The organism is Pedobacter sp. KH_004, from assembly GCF_057840755.1.
Window position 1 is genome coordinate 3684042 of sequence record NZ_CM174519.1, and the last position, 18980, is coordinate 3703021.

The following is an 18980-nucleotide window of genomic DNA, read 5'->3' on the forward strand; positions in this document are numbered from 1 at the left end:
TTTATAGTGTTTGGCCTAAAAGTCCGTAGAAGTTATTAGTTGTTGAACCTTGAAGATAGAAACCACCGTATGAGTTATAATTGGCAGAAGTTATCATTGGTGGCAACCAATCAGCAATAAATGTTTTACCAGTTAGGTAAGCCTGAATGGTATTGGTAAATGAAGTTGTAAACAGTGCACCATTGCTGAAAGTAGTCCCAGTTGCATTGGCTACTTTTGTAAATGTCACAGCGCCGGTGGTTGTATTAATTGTGTAATTAAACGAATAATCACCAAAATATTGAGTGCTAGCGTTTGAAAATGCAGCTCTAACAGTTAAAACAGTAGCAGACTCAAATCTAAGCTGAATATAATCTACATGATATTTTTGTGTTGCGCTATAAGCTAATACGGCTGCTTTGAAATTATTATATGCCGTTGCAAATTCAGTAGAAATTCCATTAGCAGCATAAATTCCATCCTCTAGATTGATGGTCATTGTTTTATATAAATTCTGACCCATCCAATAACGGAAACTTGCTTGCTGGTATTTATATTGATTGCGCACAATATTCTGAATTTCCATTTGCAAGGCTCTAAAATCGATCCCCATATTGGTAAAATATTGAACCACACTTGCTTCTTTAGCTTTTAATGCTGCTTTACCAACTATTGTAGACCTATTTGCACGAGCATCAAACCACGCCTGACCAAATACCAGTAGGTGTGATACCGTTTCTGCAAAATCCTCGCCTGGTTGACTTGAAGCATAAGGGGTCACATAACCATTATTTCTGGCAACCGTATCTTGGGTAGTTGTCCATGTAGCTAAATAGGTTGATTTTGTGATGTTCTGGAAATCATCAGGCATCGGCACTATTTGATTCAATGTGTGCGTAAATTCGTGATGGATGGTTTTCAATTTGCCCACCACATCACCAGGGACATTCACATCGAAATCATTTACCGCATAAATGGTAATGTTTCTGCCTGCGGCAGCTGTTGCCAAGGTATATGAGTTATCAGGATTGTAAGATCCAGAACCAAATAACACAAATTGTTTCGGCACCATTTTTTTGATAAAAGCTGTACCGGCAATTTTACGGTAAGGCAAAATAAAACCTTCCAAAACGGTTTGCATCTGCGCCTGAACTTTATCAACTTTTACAGCTGCTACATCTCGGTCATCTCCATGATAGAAACGATTGTAGCGGTAGATCACATCAATATTGTATTCATCTAAAAATGTACTGGTAAGCCATTTATCAAGTGCTGTATTCGCTACCGGATTATCGATATTGTATTGGCTAAAATCAACATTTAAAGGATCCTCTTTTTTACAAGAGTTTGCCAAAACTACAACGAGCAGTAAAGCAAATAATTTAAATATGTTCTTTTTCATAATTTGAGATTATCTTGGATTTTGTGGAACATTTGACAACACAGCTTCTTGAGGGATCTGGAAAACTCTGCGAAGATCAGTTGGCCCTAAATCATCAAAACTTTCGACTCCAGCCGTATCATACTTATTGTGTCTAACGGTTAGGCCATGACGGATGATATCCAACCATCTTAAGCCCTCTTGTAAAAATTCTGCTTTTTTGCTTTCTAAAATTAATTTAATAATTACAGCTTTAGGATCAGAGATACTGTAAAATGCAGTAATTTTTGGTAGTGTTGCCGCATCAGCACTTGCACTATAATTGCTGATCTTCGTACTTAAGAATATATTCATATCTCTTAATGCATTGTCAAACTGACCTAATTGTGCATAGGCTTCGGCCCTGTTTAATAAAGATTCATCAACGGTAAGCAATGGTGCAATTAAATAAGGAAAACCGATATCAGCACCAGGGCTTACACGATGGAAATACTCATTGAATTTATAAGTAGTATAATGAGGAACACCATAAGATAAAATTTTATCTGCTCTGGATTTGCCTGTGAAATTACCCGCCGGCTGGAACATTTTTACCATGTTGATGCCATAACCATAACGAGGCGAGGTTTGTCTTTGCCAGCCAGAATATTGTTCAGTTAATAATAAAGTAGATTTCTGATCTGACCTGGTAAACATCGTTCTGAAATCTTCTGTTCCAGCAGCCCTATATGTACTATTAACTGGCCTTAAATTATTGAAGAAATCACCACCGGTTACTGTAGCTGATGATTCATCAATAACTTTTTGCCATTCACCTTTGAATAAGTAGAAACGTGAAGCAAAAGCATGTGCAGCTGCCGGTGTAAAGTGATATTTTGGTACTTCATATGCACTTGCCGATAACAACGCCATTCCTTCTACTAAATCCTTTTCAATTTTCTCATAGGTAGATTTTACTGTACCTCTGTCATACTGAGCAATTACTTTTGTTTCTGGAGCCGTTACATAAGGAATACCAGGAGAATCATTTGCACCTCCAATGGCATAAACTTTTGAAAAAAGCGTAACTAACATAAAATGCGCATAAGCACGGGCGACTAAAGCTTCACCTTTATAAGGTAAAACCGCATTGCCAAAGTTGTTTTTTTCTATGGCTTCTAATGCCTGGTTAGCAGCTGCAATGGCTTCATAACAGCTATTCCAGTAAGCGGTTGTAGAACCTGTGCCATCACCAATCACATCTTGCCAGTTGTATGGCCTGCTGATTACGTCATCCAAACTTCCAACACCATTACCTTTATCTTCAGCATTATCTGATGCAGCTTCGGTAAAGTAGTAATAGTCACGACCAGGATATGCTGTCGTTACCAGTTGTGCAACTTTTTCAACCGAATTAATTTGTGTTCTATTATCCGGTTCAGTATCTAAATATTTATTACACGATTGTGTAGAAAACATCACACCTAAACCGAATAATAAGATATGTATCTTATTTAGTTTCATAACTTTATTTTTTTTAGAATCCAACCTTTAATGATAGTGTATATTGTTTTGGAATTGGTAAAGCAACACCACCCGATCCGAAGAACTCAGGGTCTTGACCATTTAATCGTTTATCTGAATACAGTAGCGCAATATTATTTCCAATTAATGAAATAGATGCATTTGACATGCCCAGTTTGGCAGCCCATTGTTTAGGAACATCGTAACCTATCGAGATTTGTTTAAATCTGATAAAATCACCTTTTGCTACACGCTCTGTTGAATAATTGTAAAGGTTGTAGGGATATACAGCCCAAACCGTTGATCCATCAGCATCCTTAACGGTCTGATTCACATCGTATGGATCGAGCAAGGCAGGAATGTTGGTAAACGCTTCATCTCCAGGCTTAATCCATCTGTTTAACATATCTTTCGACATGGAATAGATATCTGAATAAGATGCCTGATAAGTTGGATCTAAACGTACGTAGTTACCTGCTTGAAATGTAAATAAAGCCGAAAGAGTAAAGTTTTTGTACCTGAATTGGTTATAAAAACCACCTGTTAACTTTGGATCAACCGGACCTTCATATTTCAAATATTGCGTATTTGTACTTTGTAAGTTGATGTAAGTATTTCTTCTTCCATCTTCATCGATGTAGTAAGGAAACCCTCTATTGTGATCTAATCCATCAAACTGGATAGAGAATAAACCTCTTTGAGAATAGCCTTTTAAAACACCGCCATCAGCATCAACTAAACTAAAGATGTTAGGACTCACTTCAAGGTTTGTAATTTCGTTGGTGTTGTAACCAAAGTTGAAATTTGTTCTCCAGCCGAAGTCTCCAAATTTAACTGGCGTACCGCCAATTGTTAACTCCAACCCCTTACTTTTCATTGAAGCATAATTGGCTGTTTTTTCAAACTGACCACCGATACCTGAAGTTCTGATGGTGCCAATCAAATCAAAGATATTTCTTTTGTAAACATCAACAGTAACATTTACCCTGTTTTGGAAGAAGGCCAAATCTGCACCAATGTTTAACTCTTTATTTTTCTCCCAGGTAAGTTCTGAGTTTTCTAAACCAGAAATGTAGGTAGCTGTTTCCTTCTCATTATCATATGGTCTCCTTGTTATCTGGTTATAATATACAGCTGAAGAGTTAGTTGCATTACCAATATTTGCCGTTAAACCATAAGTGGCACGTAACGCCGCCGCGGTAAAGATTTTGCTATCCTGAGGCCAGAATTCTTCTTGATTGATAAACCATTTTCCAGACACATTCCAAGTAGGTAGCCATCTTCCCGTTCTGCTACTCCCCATTTTGTTCGATCCATCTAAACGACCTGAAGCATTAATAGTATAACGTTCTTTGTAGGAATAGGCTCCGTTTAATAAGAAACCTGCGAATCTATCATAGGTGTTGCGCATTCCAAAATAAGGAAAACCCGATTCCTGAGCCCATTTAAAATATTTATAGGCAGAGTTTACAATACCACCATTTTCATATTGGTAACCAACACCATCGAAATTTTCAGCTTGTCTGTCGGTATAACGTATTTCCATTAAACCCATTCCGTATACGTGGTGATCTTGGCCGAAGATTTTATCGTATGTTAATTTTTGATTGAAGTAATAGTTTTTTAGGTTATCGGTTTTTGTGTTGTAGAAACCACCTTCTGGTAATACACTTACCGGTAATCTTGTCGGATCTTCAGGGTCAGTATACAAATATTTGTTCGAACCAATGGTTGTTGCATCAGAAGTATTGCGATAAGCCAACACCATATTTGCATTTTCTAAAATATAGTGCTGACGTTCAGTTTTCGCAAAACGGTAAGCTGCATCAACAGAATAGTTTAAAGACGGAATAATTTGATACCTCAAACCGCCCTGTACTTTGAAATCAATCTGACCTAATTTTAGATAGTTGTTATCAATTTCATGAAGGATATTAAATGGCGAAAAGTTTCTAGTAAAAAACTCACGGTTGCCATTTTCATCAAAAGCCGTCATCGTTCTACTTGTATTTAAAGCATACGAATAAGGATTAATATCAAAATCTCTTGAAAATTTACCATAAACCGGATCAGATGTTCTTTCTAAAGTACCGGGAGCACGCTGATCACGAACAGATCCGTTTGCCAACAACTCAAAGCTCAATTTATCGGTCACTTTACCGTTAATTCTAAAATTACCTGTAAAACGATCCACACTGTTTCCAATGGTTTGGCCATTATCATGCAAGTAAGACGTTGAAGCATAAGTTTGAAACTTCTCTGTACCTGAATTTACACTTAAGGAATGTTCCTGTAAAAGTGAATTCTTGAACAACACATCAAACCAATCTGTATTGGCATTAGCATAACGGGCTAAGAAGTTACTTCTGCTCTGAATATCATTGCGTAAAGCAAATGAATCTGTTGATGGATTGTAATCATATAACGAGTTATACATTTTATAAAAAACACCACCTTCAGAACCTCTAGATGCACTAGTATGCTGGAAGAATCCTTTATTTTCTAATTCCAACAAAACGGACATTTGATCTGCTGAATTTAGGATATCAAAATTATTATAACTTGGTTTTAAATAAGTGGTCAAATTTCCGGTATAGCTAATCTTCGGAGCACCATCTGTTACTCTACCTTTTTTTGTGGTTACAACAACCACACCATTCATGGCACGGGCACCGTAGAGTGCCGTTGCGGCAGCATCTTTCAAAATCGTAAAGCTTTCAATATCATCTGGATTTAAACCTGCAACAGATGAACCAATTAGTGTATTGGCATCACCCGTAGATAATGCTTCATTGGAAATATTTACCACATCTTCCAATATGATACCGTCAACAACCCAAAGCGGTTTATTATCTCCAGAAAGTGAAGTTGCTCCACGAACTCGAATTTTTGGTGCTGCACCAAATGTACCAGAAACGTTTTGAACAGAAACACCCGCAACCTGTCCTTCTAACATTCTTGATACATCCGGAATACCATTACGTTGAGCATCTGAAGCCTTTACCAGAGTTGCAGAACCTGTAAATAGCTTCCTGTCAATGTTTTGGTATCCATTTGAAACTACATTTACTTCTTTAAGTTGGTTAGCATCTTCCTCAATTGAAACATCTATGGTGGTTCTGCCATTTACAGCGATTTCAATGGTTTTATAACCTATTGAAGCGAAAGATAATGTGGCTCCATCTTTCACTTTAATTTGATATTCGCCTTGTCCGTTAGTGGATACGGCATTCGATGCACCTTTTTCACGTACACTTACGCCTGGCAAAGCTGAGCCATCTTTTTTATCTCTAACACGACCTTTAATGATTATATCTTTTTTTGAATTAGATTTTGAAGCCTCCAGCACTTTAAGTATAACCTGGCTACCTACTAATTTGTAGCTGATATTTTTTTGTTTCAGCTGATCTAGTGATTCAGTGATTGATGTGAGTTTGTTAGGCACCTCCAACATCATTGTTTTGTTAATTTCAGCTGCGTCGTAAACAAAACTTACTTTGTAAGCTTGTTCAATTTTTCTTAAGTAGCTGTCTAACCGTTCGGGCTTGGCGTTACCTTGCTGAATATCAGCTTTGGCTAAAACCGCCCAAAAGATTGCACACAGAAGTAAGGCCATTCGGCGCAAACTCATTCCCGCATTTCTTTTGTAGAAATTTCTCTCCATAGTTAATTGTTGTTTGTTTGATTAATTGATTAGTTAAGGTGTTTGTAGGGTGATATTATTTTTAGTTTCTTTTATTTTTAATGAATAAGTTGCTTTCAAAACCTCTAAAACCTCGTTCAAACTATTATTCTCGAATTTGGCATTAAATTTTTCCACCAGTTGATGGTTAGTAATAAGTTTGATGTCAGTTTTATAATAATGACTAAGTTGCTTGCAAACCTCTTCTAAAGGTGTATCAACAAAAATTAATTGCTTGGTAATCCACGAATCTGAATTTTGTGATATCCTTGTCGTGAATTGCTTATCCAAAATACGATAAGTCAAAGCCTGGCCAGCTGTTAAAATAGAAGATGTACCTTTTTGATAGGGCGAAAAAATAACCTTACCGGTTTTTACATCAAGATCAATTTTAACAGGAGAATAATCAAGGTTAAAAGAAGTTCCTAGAACACTTACTTTCGATTTGCCCATAATTACGCTAAAGGGATGTTTAGGATCTTTTACAATTTGAAAAAAGGCTCTCCCTTTGGTTAAATAAATATCTCTTGAATTCCCATCAAATGCTTTAGGATACTTAATTGTAGTATTTTCAGCTAAAATTAATTTAGATCCATCAGATAATAAAAGTGAGTCGATATCATTTTTCGTTTCGAAACTTAACAATTCTAAGGGCCTATTTAAAGTGTAAACCCAGTAGCAAGAAACAGCTAATAAAATGGTAGCTGCAATGCCACTTAACCATTTAATTCGAGATGGTGGTTGGTGAGATATCTTCTTCAGCGCCAGTTTAAAACTTTCAATGGATTTTTTTTCATTAACTTGTTCCAGACGTACCACTTTCGAAGATAGATTCCATACCCGTTCCACTTCCTCAAAATAGGATTGATTGCTTTCAGATTCAGCACAAAAGGAAATTATCGCAGAATGAAGTTTTTCATCCTGTGGATTATTTAAATACCGGACAATTAAGTCTAAGTATTCAGGTCGGTTAAGCATTAGTTAGTTTGGGTTTGTAAACATAAAGACAATCAAACCGAAAAAAACCCCTAGATAATCTTTAAAAAACTAAATAAAATTGAAAGAATACCATTTTCACCGACCAAAATTAAAAAAATATGAAATTCAATAGCATTAAATATCCTTTACCACGCTTATTTAAAGTCTCATCATTTAAAAAACGAGCTCTTAATAGTTTTAAGGCATTTCCGATGTGATTCTCGACTGTTTTTTCAGAAATATTTAATTGAATTGCAATTTCCTTATACTTTAGATTTTCGAATCGACTTAACGTGAACACCTTTTTGCATTGAGCCGGAAGTTTTTCAATTTCATTTCTTAACATCAAAATCATTTCACTTTCCTCATCAAGATCCATTAAATATTGATCCGTAATAGTTGAAGCTAATTTTAAATGATGCTGCGCTATGTTTTTTTGACGATTGAGGTAATTAATGGATGAATTAATTACAGTGCGGTACAAGTATGATTTGATGGATTGAACTTCGTTCAAAGCTTGTGGATTTTCCCAAATCTTGAGAAAAATATCCTGCACCAGCTCCTCCGCGATAGATATATCATTCACATATCTGTCGCTTGCTAATAAAAGTTTTTGGAAATAGGCGGTATAAAATTGGGTGAAAGTCGCAGTATGACCCTTCTCAATTATAGTGATTAAATCAATTCCCTTTTCTACCTTAGTTGCATTCATCTAGTGGTAACCTTCCATCGACTCGGTTAATATAGAATCAATATTACAACTTTATAACCAGAAAAATGACAGTTTAGATTGGTTTTTAGGCAGCTTTATTTCAAAAAAATTCAAAACAACTAGCTATAATAAGGTGATATCATCAAATAAACGATTACCCCGGTTACAGCAACATAAAGCCACATCGGGAAAGTAATCCTTGCAATTTTTCTATGCTTGTCAAAACGTTGCGCCAGCGCCCTAACAAAAGTAACTAATACAAAAGGAATGATAATTACCGACAGGCAAATATGAGTGATGAGAATAAAATAATAGATGTATTTTATAGCGCCCTCGCCTCCAAATTTTGTCGAATCAGCTGTCATGTGATAAGCAACATACATCCCTAAGAAACCTACAGATAAGCCAATGGCTACTTTCATCAGGTTTTCATGAAGCTTTTGTTTACCATTTTTTATGGCCCAAACTGCAATTACCAATACAATCGCTGTGATCCCATTTATCGTGGCGTAAATTGGTGGCAAAAAAGAAAGCGGCTTTACATCGTAACCAAGTTTCCTTAAGTTAACTCCGAACAATAATGCAACCACCACAGGTATGGCGATTGACAATACAACAATCCACTTATTATATTTCGTTTCAATTGATGACTTCATTTCTGCTTGTGCCCTTAAATACTTTTTACTTTAAACTTTTCACTTTCAACTTTAACCTACCTGCCATCCTTTAAATTGCGTAGATATTCTGCAATAAGCACTTTTATTTCATCCTCTAACCTACTTTTGGCTTCGGGATTATCAATTTCATACATGCCTCTAATTCGATGTTGAACATCTATCAATAATATTTTATTGCCAAATATGAAATTGGGTGTCTCCTTTGATTCATCTTTAATTACATCAAGCAAAAGCCCTTTTCGGATTAAGGGATAGGTTGTTGCTGTATCTCCGGTAAGCAAATCCCACTTACCAGGCTTGGCCTGAAATTGATTGGCATAATCTAGCACTTTGTTCTTATCATTTGGATTTACAGAGATACTTAAAAAGCGAACCAGTGGCTTTTTGGTGTAACCAGCTGATAACTGACTGATATATTTAGCCAAATCTTTACTCATCGCATCAGTAAAGAAAAGATTGAGAACAATTATTTTATCCTTTACAGAATCGAGATTAATAATTGCACCTTGTTGATTGACAAGGCTAAAATCAGGAATTTGGTGATAAATGGTATCTGGAATTTTCTTCCCTTTAACGGAATGAAATGTAGATGCTACTACCTTTTCTCCGAATATGGGCAAGCTCTTATACCTATTTTTTGCAAATTGTGGCAATAAGTAAAAAAACAAAAATCCTGGTATAGCCAATATGCTTACCAGGATTAATACCTTTTTAATTGGGCTTCTTTTCATTAATGGCTCATCATGTGGATGTTAAGAAATCCACCTTCAATTAACATTAAAACGATGAAGTAAATAATGAAAATGAACGAAACGGTAAGCGAAAGCTGAAGTCCTAATTTCTCATACTTTAAGTGCATAAAGTAAGCCACAATATAGAATGCTTTTAAAAGGGTTAGCGCAATGTATAAGAAATTTCCAACACCGTGAGAAATGTATCCCTTTGGTAAAATCACCAACGCGATAATAAATTCAATTACCGTAATCAGTAATAGGATACCAAATACCTGCCAAATTTTTCTTTTGCTTAGGCCTGCATGCTCTTCGTGTTCGTGTCCTTCTGTTGTATGTGAATGATGTTCTGACATGATAATATTTTTAGATATGATAAATTAAACCAAATAGAAGAATGTAAATACAAACACCCAAACTAAATCTACAAAGTGCCAGTACAAGCCAACCTTTTCAACCATCAAATAGTGACCTCTTTTTTCGAAAGTTCCATTAATAGTCATGATTAAGATAATGATATTGATTAACACACCACTAAATACGTGGAAACCGTGGAAACCTGTAATGGTAAAGAAAAGGTTTGAAAACTGTTGTGCTGCTACCAAAGAAACATCACCAGAAAATAAATGTTTTAATTCTTCTGCTGATGGAATTTCTCCCCATCCAAATCCTTCATGGAATAAGTGAGTCCATTCTAAAGCCTGACAGCCTAAGAACATAAAACCACCAATAATAGTAGCCACCATCCACCAGATCACTTCTTTTTTAGAACGTCTGTGTCCTGCTTCTACCGCTAATACCATCGTTACAGAACTCATGATTAAAATAAAAGTCATGATACCCACAAATACTAACGGATAACCACTATCTGCAAGACCGGGTACGGATTGGAAAACCAAATCAGGATCTGGCCATGTTAATTTCGAAAAACGCTGAGCGCCATAATAGATCAATAGCGATGAAAAAGTAAAAGCATCTGACAAAAGGAAAAACCACATCATGATTTTACCATATTCTACCGACCACGGAGAACGACCACCATTCCATGGTCCGGTTTTAACTTGATCTAATTGTGATACTGAATTCATTTGGAAATAGTATAATAGTTTGTTAACAAATTTAACGGTTCAAAAGTAAAAAAACATACAGATATATCCATAATATATCTATAAAATGCCAAAAAATAGATGCGATTTCCATGCGATATTGGCTTTTCGCTAATGGAATATTTCTGTAGCTCCCCACTAAAGCACTAATTATTAAAAAAGCGCCAGCTATAATGTGTAGCAGGTGAATAAAACTCACCACATAAATAAACGAAATTGCTGCATTATTACCTACCAGGGTTGCACCTGTTTTGATCATACTGCCCCATGCATTAAACTGCATTACACCGAAAGCAATAGCCAATAGCACAGTTACCAAAAGCAAATTTCTTTGTAACTTGAAATTTAATTTACGCAACGCCCTAGATGCTAAGAAAAGCGTAATACTACTGGCGATAATCACCAGACTAGAATAGATAAAGGCATCGGGCAAAACCAAACCATGCCCTTTTCCTTTTGATGCAGAAAACACAAGATAATAACTTGTAAAACCACCAAACATAATTGTTGATGATACTACAAATAACCATACTATAAATTTTCTTGGCTTTGGATCAAATGTATCTTGGATATTTTCCATTGTTAGAACCATAAATTATTTTGCTATAAAATTTAATAATAAACCCAACTGTACGGCAGGGATGTAAAAAAACGAACAGAACATTACTTTTTTTGCATCAACTAATTCTCTGTTTAATAAAAGTTTTAAAGCCAACCAGCTAAAAATAAGCCCGGCTATTAGCGATAAACCAGCAATGTAATAACCACCGAAACCGTAAAAGGTCGGCAATAAACTTACCGGAATCAAAATTAACGTACTTACAAAAGTTAATAAAGCTGTCGCCTTATCGCGTTTTTTAGTGGGTAAAAGTCTGAAACCAGCTTTTTTGTAATCATCATCCAACACCCATGCAATTGCCCAAAAATGTGGAAACTGCCAAACGAATTGGATTAAAAATAATATTCCTGCGATGTAATAATCAATTTCATGAAACATTTCTGCTTTCAAACTTCCGAATGCTGCCAGGTAACCGATAAGTGGTGGCAATGCACCAGGTATAGCTCCAACAAAAACCGCAATCGGTGATTTACGTTTCAAAGGTGTATAAGCGAAAGCATAAAGCAAGATCGAAAATACAGATAATAGCCCGGTCTCGAGGTTAAGTCTTCCAAGTAGCCACGTTCCTACGAAAGCCATAAAGACCCCCAAAATTAAGCCCTGTCCGGTTGTCATTCTCCCTGCAGGCATTGGTCTATCTTTGGTACGAGACATCAGCTTATCTAAGTCTTTCTCAATAATTTCATTGAAACAGTTTGCAGCTGCTGTTACCAAAAACCCACCAGCAATCAAAATGCCCCAATTTCCCCAATCAATAGAAGGAATATGGCCTCTGCCTACTTGCATTTTCTGTCCGATCAAAAATGATATCGATGCAGAAAACACTACCGTAAACGATAGCCTGAACTTGATAAGTTTAGAAAAATCAGAAATAACTTGTTTCAATTCTCTTTTTATTATTGCTTATAGGTACTTGTTCGATAAACCAGCAAGTACAAATAAAATTGTAAACTAAATAGCAGCGTAGAAAACAAAATGTGTATGGCTTGCGCTGCTGGTGGAAATGCGATATAAGCTAAAGCAAAACCACTTAAAATTTGTATGAGAAGCGTGATTAAAATAAAACGGGCAGTTAACAATGGAGCTGCTTTTCCGCTAAAGCGATCAATAACCATTTTATAAACAATCGCATTCGCAACCACTACTAATATGGCCAAGTCGCGATGATATGAAAACACAGAACCAACCTTTGCGATCCAACTTCCTCTGAGATTATATGAGAGTGATTTAGCAATTACATCCACCGACTCTCTTACCTCAGTACCTAATATGATTTGAACAATACTAACAATCAAGGTGAAAAGCAAAAATCCTTTTAGCCATAATATGCGGTACATAATTACGGATTGTGGTTTGTTCAGCTGTTTCGCATAGTTATAAGTATAAATGGAGATGGTTAAAATGACAACGGCCAATAACATGTGTACGGTAACTACCCACTGCGCCAGGTTAGTCGAAACCACAATGGAACCCAGCCACGCTTGATATCCCACCACTAGAATATTCAGGATACTTAAAAAAATGATCCTCTTTGCTGATTTCCTATAGGTAAAAGAATATACTGCTGTTAAAAGCAAAAATATTCCTGCAACAACTCCCGTTAAACGGTTAATATATTCTACCCAAGTTTTTGCCGGATTAAATTCTTCAGGCAGTGTAATACTTTTATCATTCCTGATGCTATCTGCCAATTCAACTTTGCCCATACTTTCTAGGTATTTAGCAAATTTTTCATTCTTTTTTAACCTTCCGGCAACATACTTCTCTTTATAATCTGCAGGAAGCTGAGATACATCAGTAGGTGGAACATAACGGTCAAAACATTTGGGCCAATCAGGACAACCCATACCCGAGCCAGTACTGCGAACAATACCGCCAGCAAGTATAACCAATAGTGTAACTATGATGGTTATGAAATTGATCCTAATAAAACGTTGTTCTGATCTGCTGACCATATATCTTTTAAGATGAAAAGGGTATCCGGATAAGCAGAAACTTAATCAGATACCCCTTTTAAAATTGTATTAAAGCTAAAAGCTAGTTATTCTCTTTTACAGGATTAGCCAATTCCCAATCTTGTTGAATTTTTTCTGCTTCAGCATTTCCTTCAAAATCATGAGGCAAGTTTGAACTCATGGTTTGAGAGAAAGGAACCGTTTGTGGAATAAAATCTACATCATGTCCTGGTTTGCTATAGTCATAAGGCCATCTGTAAACTGTTGGAATTTCTCCTGGCCAGTTACCGTGGATATGTTCAACTGGTGCAGTCCATTCTAAAGTATTTGATTCCCAAGGATTTTGAGGTGCCTTTTTACCCTTGAATATTGAATAGAAGAAATTGAACAAGAATGCTACTTGAGCCAATGCTGCCATAATAGCCGCCCAAGTTACAAAAACGTTCACCGTTAACCATTTTTTCATGAATTCGAATTCAGTGAAAGCATAGTAACGACGAGGTACACCATCTAAACCTAAGAAGTGAAGTGGGAAGAATACCAGGTAAGCCGCGATGAAGGTTAACCAGAAGTGTAAGTAACCTAATTTAGCATTCATCATTCTACCAAACATTCTTGGAAACCAGTGATAAACACCTGCAAGCATACCAAAAATTGCTGCAGAACCCATTACCAAGTGGAAGTGGGCAACTACAAAATAAGTGTCGTGTAGGTTAATATCCAATGAAGCGTTACCTAAGAAGATACCGGTTAAACCACCAGAGATAAAGAATGAAACTAAACCAATAGCGAACAACATGGCTGGAGTGAAACGTATGTTACCTCTCCATAGCGTAGCTAAATAGTTAAATGTTTTTACCGCTGAAGGTACGGCAATAATCAACGTGGTTATCATAAATACACCACCCAATAGCGGGTTCATACCGGTAACAAACATGTGGTGACCCCAAACGATGAATGAAAGTACGGTAATACCAATCAATGAATAAACCATCGCATGATAACCGAAAATTGGTTTACGTGAGTTTACAGAGATTACTTCAGATGAGATACCCAAAGCTGGCATAATTACGATGTATACCTCAGGGTGACCTAAGAACCAGAATAGGTGTTGCCATAAAATTGGAGAACCACCTTCGTTTGGTAAAATATCAGTACCTAAAACGATATCAGATAAATAGAAACTTGTTCCAAAACTACGATCGAACACCATCAATACCACCCCAGCGACAAGAACAGGGAAAGATAAGATACCTAAGATAGCCGTTAAAAAGAAAGCCCAAATTGTTAATGGCATTTTCCAAAGGTCCATACCTTTAGTACGCATGTTTAAGATTGTACTCACATAGTTGATACCCCCCATTAATGATGATGCCACGAAAAGTACCATACTAATTAACCATAATGTCATCCCCATACCAGAACCTGGCATTGCTTTCGCAACTACAGATAAAGGCGGATAAACCGTCCAACCACCAGAGGCAGGTCCTGTTTGGATGAAGAACGAAGACATCATGATCACACAAGCCATAAAGAAGAACCAGTATGAAAGCATGTTCAAGAATGGCGATGCCATATCTCTTGCACCAATTTGCAATGGAATAAGTAAGTTACTAAAAGTACCACTAAGCCCTGCAGTTAACACGAAGAATACCATAATGGTACCGTGAATAGTAACTAATGCTAAATAAAAGTCAGGTTTGATACGACCGCCCTCAGCCCATTTTCCTAAAAAAGTTTCTAAGAATGGAAAGTTTTGATCTGGCCAAGCCAATTGAATCCGGAATAAAATTGATAAGCCCATTGCTATTACGGCCATAATGACACCCGTAATTAGGAATTGCTTAGCAATCATTTTGTGATCCATGCTGAAGATATACTTCGAAATCAACGTCTCCTTGTGGTGTCCGTGATCAGCGTGGTCGTGATTGTGTTCGTCGTGTAATGCTATTGTTGACATATTCTTTTCGCTCCTGCTTAATATTATTTATTTAAAGCCATTTGGTTTCCTTTCACAGCTGCCGAATCGGTTGCTGATGAATCTCCCTCTGCTGCTGGTTTAGCAGGTGCAGGCGCCACTGGCAAATTAAATTGTTTTCTTAAATCGTCGTTTAAGTATGTTTTTTGTTCTGCAATCCATGTTTTGTATTCAGCTTCTGATACTACACGTACATCTTTTTGCATGTTATAGTGACCAGAGCCGCAGATTTTAGCACAGTAGAAAAGGAACTTAAAATTGGGATCATTGGTTTCCTCCTGCATCTGACGGGTAGTCTTTGTTGGAGTAAATTCGAAAATAGTTTGCATACCTGGTACAGTATTCAACTGAACTCTGAAGTGAGGCATGTAAAAACTATGGATTACATCTTTACTGTTTAAGATTAATTTAACAGGCTTACCAACAGGAATAACCATCTCGTCAGCCATTTCGTCATCACGAGAATTTAAATCTTTAAAATCAATACCTAAAGTATTTGATGCAGTTGTCAATTTATAGTTTTTCTTTCCAACAATACCATCAGCTCCTGGGTAACGGATAGACCATTTAAACTGCTCAGAAGTTACTTCGATTTGAAGTGGTTTGTTATTAGGATCTTCAACTTTGAAGAAGATTGATCTCCACGTTAAGAAACCCATCAACACTAAAACTGTTAATACTAAGGCAGGAACTATTGTCCAGATTTTCTCAATCGTATTATTGTGTGGATAGTAGTAAGCTTTTCTTTTTGCCGAATACTTGTAGATATAAGCAAAACCAAATAATAAAATGTGCGTAGCAATGAATACAATGGTCGTGATAATTAATGTTAAGTTAAACATTTCATCAATCTTCTTTCCATGTTCTGATGCAGCATCAGGCAATAACATAGAACCATGAACGGTATATTCCCAATACACACCGTACAAACCTAAAACCAAGAACAATGCAAATAAGCTTGCATGTACCCCGTTCCAGTTGATACCAATTGGCTTACCTTGCGCTTCGCGGCTTAATTCATATACTTTTATTGCTTTACCAATAATAGCGATGAATACACATACGGCAAGGAATATCAGCGTATAAAAAATTACTGATTTGTAAACCTCTCCCATATCAACTTTCGGTGCCGCTGCAGCACCTGCTGCTGCCTCTTGCGCAAAAGCGCTGGTGTTTGCAAAAACAGTAAGTAATACTGCCAAAGCCGCGGTCGTTTTATTCGTGATAAACTTTCTTAAACTCATTTCCTTAAAAGTAGTACGCTGTACTTCTATAATAATAATTAAATATTTGCTCTATACTATCACCTATTAAAGCTGGTGATGCAAACTTTCTTGTAATAACGGATGATTCTTTGCAATTAAAGGTTTCTTGCTTAAGTTGCTTAGAACTGTAAAGGTAAACAATCCTACAAAACCTAAGGCAGTACCGATTTCAACAATACCGAAACCATTGTGTCCATCTTCTACAGCACCTGGCATAATCATTTGGTAGTAATCTACCCAGTGACCTAACAATACTACGATAGAAACAAATAACAACTTCGCATCTGTTCTCTTGTTGTCTCTGTCCATTAATAATAAAACCGGAGCTAAGAAGTTCATCGCCAGGTTTAAGAAAAACCAGAACTTGTAATATTCAAAGCGTTTGTAGAAATAAACAGTTTCCTCTGGCATGTTTGCATAGTAAATTAATAAGAACTGTGCGAACCATACGTAAGTCCAGAAGATAGAGAAACCGAAAATAAATTGACCTAAGTTATGTAAGTGGCTATTGTTAACCCATTGCATATAACCAGCTCTCCTTAATAAGATGATGATGATTGCAATGGTAGCTAAACTACTCACCCACATTGCGGCAAAGTTGTACCAACCGAACATGGTTGAGAACCAGTGCGCTTCTAATGACATGATTGTATCAAAAGCAAAAATTGGTGTAGTGAAACCGTAAATTACCAGGAAGATACAAGCATTTTTAAAGCTCTTTCTGTATGAAGCTAATCCACCAGCTAAATCTTCATTATATGAAAGTTTAGTAAAGCTTATTGCAAATGCACTGTAAACACCCAAAAATACTACCATACGACCTAAGAAGAAAGGCACATTTAAGAATACGGCCTTACCTGCGATCAATGAATCGTAATTAGGGCTATTTGGATCAGTTAATCCATCAGCATGCCAGTGGTGGTATAAATTATGTGTATATAAACCAGCAGAAATAATCACGATTAGGATTATAGAAGCAATAGGCAATGTTTTGGCCAATGCCTGTGGTACACGTAAAATTGAAGCAGACCATCCTGCTTGCGCAACAAATTGAACAGCTAGGAAAAACATACCTGACATACAAACGCATGCAAAGTAATATCCCATAAGCAACAGGTTAGCAAAAGTACGCTCATGCATTACTTTATCACCAGTAAAACCGTAACCAATAGCAATAGCACCTAATATGATACCAACAATGCTCAAGGTTTTTACTTTACCTGTAAACTCAAACTGTTCACTGAAATTAATATTGTGAGTTCCCATTTATATTCTGCTTTACTATTGTCCTTTTTGTAATTGTTGAACATACATCACTACTTTCCAACGATCTGTTGGCGTAATTTGTGAAGCATGCGAGCCCATGTTATTTACACCGTAAGTAATGGTGTGATAAATTTTACCTGCAGTAAGATCTACCATGTTACCACCACGAGATGAAGCGCCTGTTTGATATGCCGGTACACCGCTAAATTTCTCAATTTTTACCAAATGGCCTTGACCATCACCTTTTTCGCCGTGACAAGGGCTACAGAAAACATTGAATAAGTGCTTTCCTTGTGCCAAGTTAACGGTATCAACAGGCAATGGATTTACCATACTTACCCCAGCTGCTTCGTAACCTTCTTTAGTGTTAGGAAATTCGTCATACTCTGTAAAACCAACAGGTTTTGTATTTGCAGGTGGCGTTTGTGCTGCCTGACCTTTAAAACTAGCCAGTAATTTATTAGCCGTATCAACAGGTTGATCCGGGTTTAATGCTAATGCATCATACATATTCCTGGCATATTCTAAACCAGTACTGCGTTTATCTTTACAAGCGGATACTGTAGCTGCGAAAGCGATAGCTAAAAACGCTGTATAAACAAATTTATTCTTATTCATAGCTAATGTACTTCCTTTCATTATACTTTACTTCTAAAGCACCTGCATCTTTTAATAAACCATCAATAACAGTATGCGCTGCATTATCTTTTGCATCAACAGCGATTACAAAGCGATCGTCTGTTGCACGAAGATCCATTACTCTTGGCGCTCTTCCTGGAAACAAATGCGTAGATGCATAATAAGTTAAAACCATACCGAAAGCACAAAACAATACAGTAAGCTCGAACATTATCGGAATAAAATCCGGCAATGCAAATGATGGCTTACCACCAATGTTTACTTTCCAATCGATTACTGCGCAAAAATAAATTAATGCAAAAGCTGCGCAAGTTCCAGTGATACCAAAGCAAAATGCTGCAATATCAATTCTCGATCTTTTAATCCCTAATTTGGCTTCTATTCCGTGTATAGGCATTGGCGTATAAACATCGTAAATGCTTACACCATTTTCCTGAAGTTTTTCGATGCCATGCATCATTTCATCAGGATCACCAAAGCTGCCTAAAATATATTTGATATCACTCATT

General features: G+C 36.6%; 17 protein-coding genes. All 17 read right to left on the reverse strand.

Annotated elements, in window-relative coordinates; all coding sequences use genetic code 11:
- Position 1: 1 nt before the first annotated feature.
- Positions 2–1381 (reverse strand): substrate import-associated zinc metallohydrolase lipoprotein, encoded by a 1380-nt coding sequence (locus AC3ITD_RS15690; protein WP_489361124.1) that lies wholly within the window; start codon positions 1379–1381, stop codon positions 2–4.
- 9 nt (positions 1382–1390) lie between these two features.
- Positions 1391–2863, reverse strand: coding sequence for a RagB/SusD family nutrient uptake outer membrane protein (locus AC3ITD_RS15695; RefSeq protein ID WP_489361126.1), 1473 nt, complete (start codon positions 2861–2863; stop codon positions 1391–1393).
- Positions 2864–2876: 13 nt separating this feature from the next.
- Positions 2877–6527, reverse strand: a complete 3651-nt coding sequence (locus AC3ITD_RS15700) for a SusC/RagA family TonB-linked outer membrane protein (RefSeq protein WP_489361128.1) — start codon at positions 6525–6527, stop codon at positions 2877–2879.
- A 33-nt stretch (positions 6528–6560) separates the two neighbouring features.
- Positions 6561–7523 carry a FecR family protein gene (locus AC3ITD_RS15705; protein WP_489361130.1) on the reverse strand — a complete coding sequence of 321 codons (963 nt, stop codon included), beginning with the start codon at positions 7521–7523 and terminating at the stop codon, positions 6561–6563.
- A 109-nt stretch (positions 7524–7632) separates the two neighbouring features.
- Positions 7633–8235, reverse strand: a complete 603-nt coding sequence (locus AC3ITD_RS15710; RefSeq protein WP_489361132.1) for an RNA polymerase sigma-70 factor — start codon at positions 8233–8235, stop codon at positions 7633–7635.
- Positions 8236–8354: 119 nt separating this feature from the next.
- Positions 8355–8891, reverse strand: a complete 537-nt coding sequence (locus AC3ITD_RS15715; protein ID WP_489361134.1) for a DUF420 domain-containing protein — start codon at positions 8889–8891, stop codon at positions 8355–8357.
- A gap of 56 nt (positions 8892–8947) precedes the next feature.
- Positions 8948–9643, reverse strand: a complete 696-nt coding sequence (locus AC3ITD_RS15720) for an SCO family protein (RefSeq protein WP_489361136.1) — start codon at positions 9641–9643, stop codon at positions 8948–8950.
- Complete coding sequence (locus AC3ITD_RS15725) at positions 9643–9999, reverse strand: cytochrome C oxidase subunit IV family protein (protein WP_489361138.1); 357 nt, start codon at positions 9997–9999, stop codon at positions 9643–9645. The genes AC3ITD_RS15720 and AC3ITD_RS15725 overlap by 1 nt, the downstream gene beginning before the upstream one ends.
- A 24-nt stretch (positions 10000–10023) precedes the next feature.
- On the reverse strand, positions 10024–10731 hold the full coding sequence (locus AC3ITD_RS15730) for a cytochrome c oxidase subunit 3 (protein ID WP_056848400.1): 708 nt from the start codon (positions 10729–10731) through the stop codon (positions 10024–10026).
- 31 nt (positions 10732–10762) lie between these two features.
- On the reverse strand, positions 10763–11329 hold the full coding sequence (locus AC3ITD_RS15735; protein ID WP_265798433.1) for a cytochrome c oxidase subunit 3: 567 nt from the start codon (positions 11327–11329) through the stop codon (positions 10763–10765).
- 15 nt (positions 11330–11344) lie between these two features.
- Complete coding sequence (gene cyoE / locus AC3ITD_RS15740; protein WP_463485034.1) at positions 11345–12253, reverse strand: heme o synthase; 909 nt, start codon at positions 12251–12253, stop codon at positions 11345–11347.
- Between the two features lie 11 nt (positions 12254–12264).
- Positions 12265–13323: a COX15/CtaA family protein gene (locus AC3ITD_RS15745; RefSeq protein ID WP_489361142.1), complete on the reverse strand. Its 1059-nt coding sequence runs from the start codon at positions 13321–13323 to the stop codon at positions 12265–12267.
- 82 nt (positions 13324–13405) lie between these two features.
- Entirely contained in the window at positions 13406–15283 is a 1878-nt protein-coding gene (locus AC3ITD_RS15750) for a cytochrome c oxidase subunit I (RefSeq protein WP_489361144.1), read from the reverse strand.
- Between the two features lie 23 nt (positions 15284–15306).
- The gene (locus AC3ITD_RS15755) at positions 15307–16545 is read right to left on the reverse strand and encodes a cytochrome c oxidase subunit II (RefSeq protein ID WP_265798438.1); all 1239 of its coding nucleotides are present in this window, start codon (positions 16543–16545) and stop codon (positions 15307–15309) included.
- Positions 16546–16611: 66 nt separating this feature from the next.
- On the reverse strand, positions 16612–17832 hold the full coding sequence (locus AC3ITD_RS15760) for a hypothetical protein (protein ID WP_056848394.1): 1221 nt from the start codon (positions 17830–17832) through the stop codon (positions 16612–16614).
- A 15-nt stretch (positions 17833–17847) separates the two neighbouring features.
- On the reverse strand, positions 17848–18471 hold the full coding sequence (locus AC3ITD_RS15765) for a c-type cytochrome (protein ID WP_265798439.1): 624 nt from the start codon (positions 18469–18471) through the stop codon (positions 17848–17850).
- Complete coding sequence (locus tag AC3ITD_RS15770; RefSeq protein WP_265798440.1) at positions 18443–18979, reverse strand: DUF3341 domain-containing protein; 537 nt, start codon at positions 18977–18979, stop codon at positions 18443–18445. The genes AC3ITD_RS15765 and AC3ITD_RS15770 overlap by 29 nt, the downstream gene beginning before the upstream one ends.
- Position 18980: the final 1 nt, after the last annotated feature.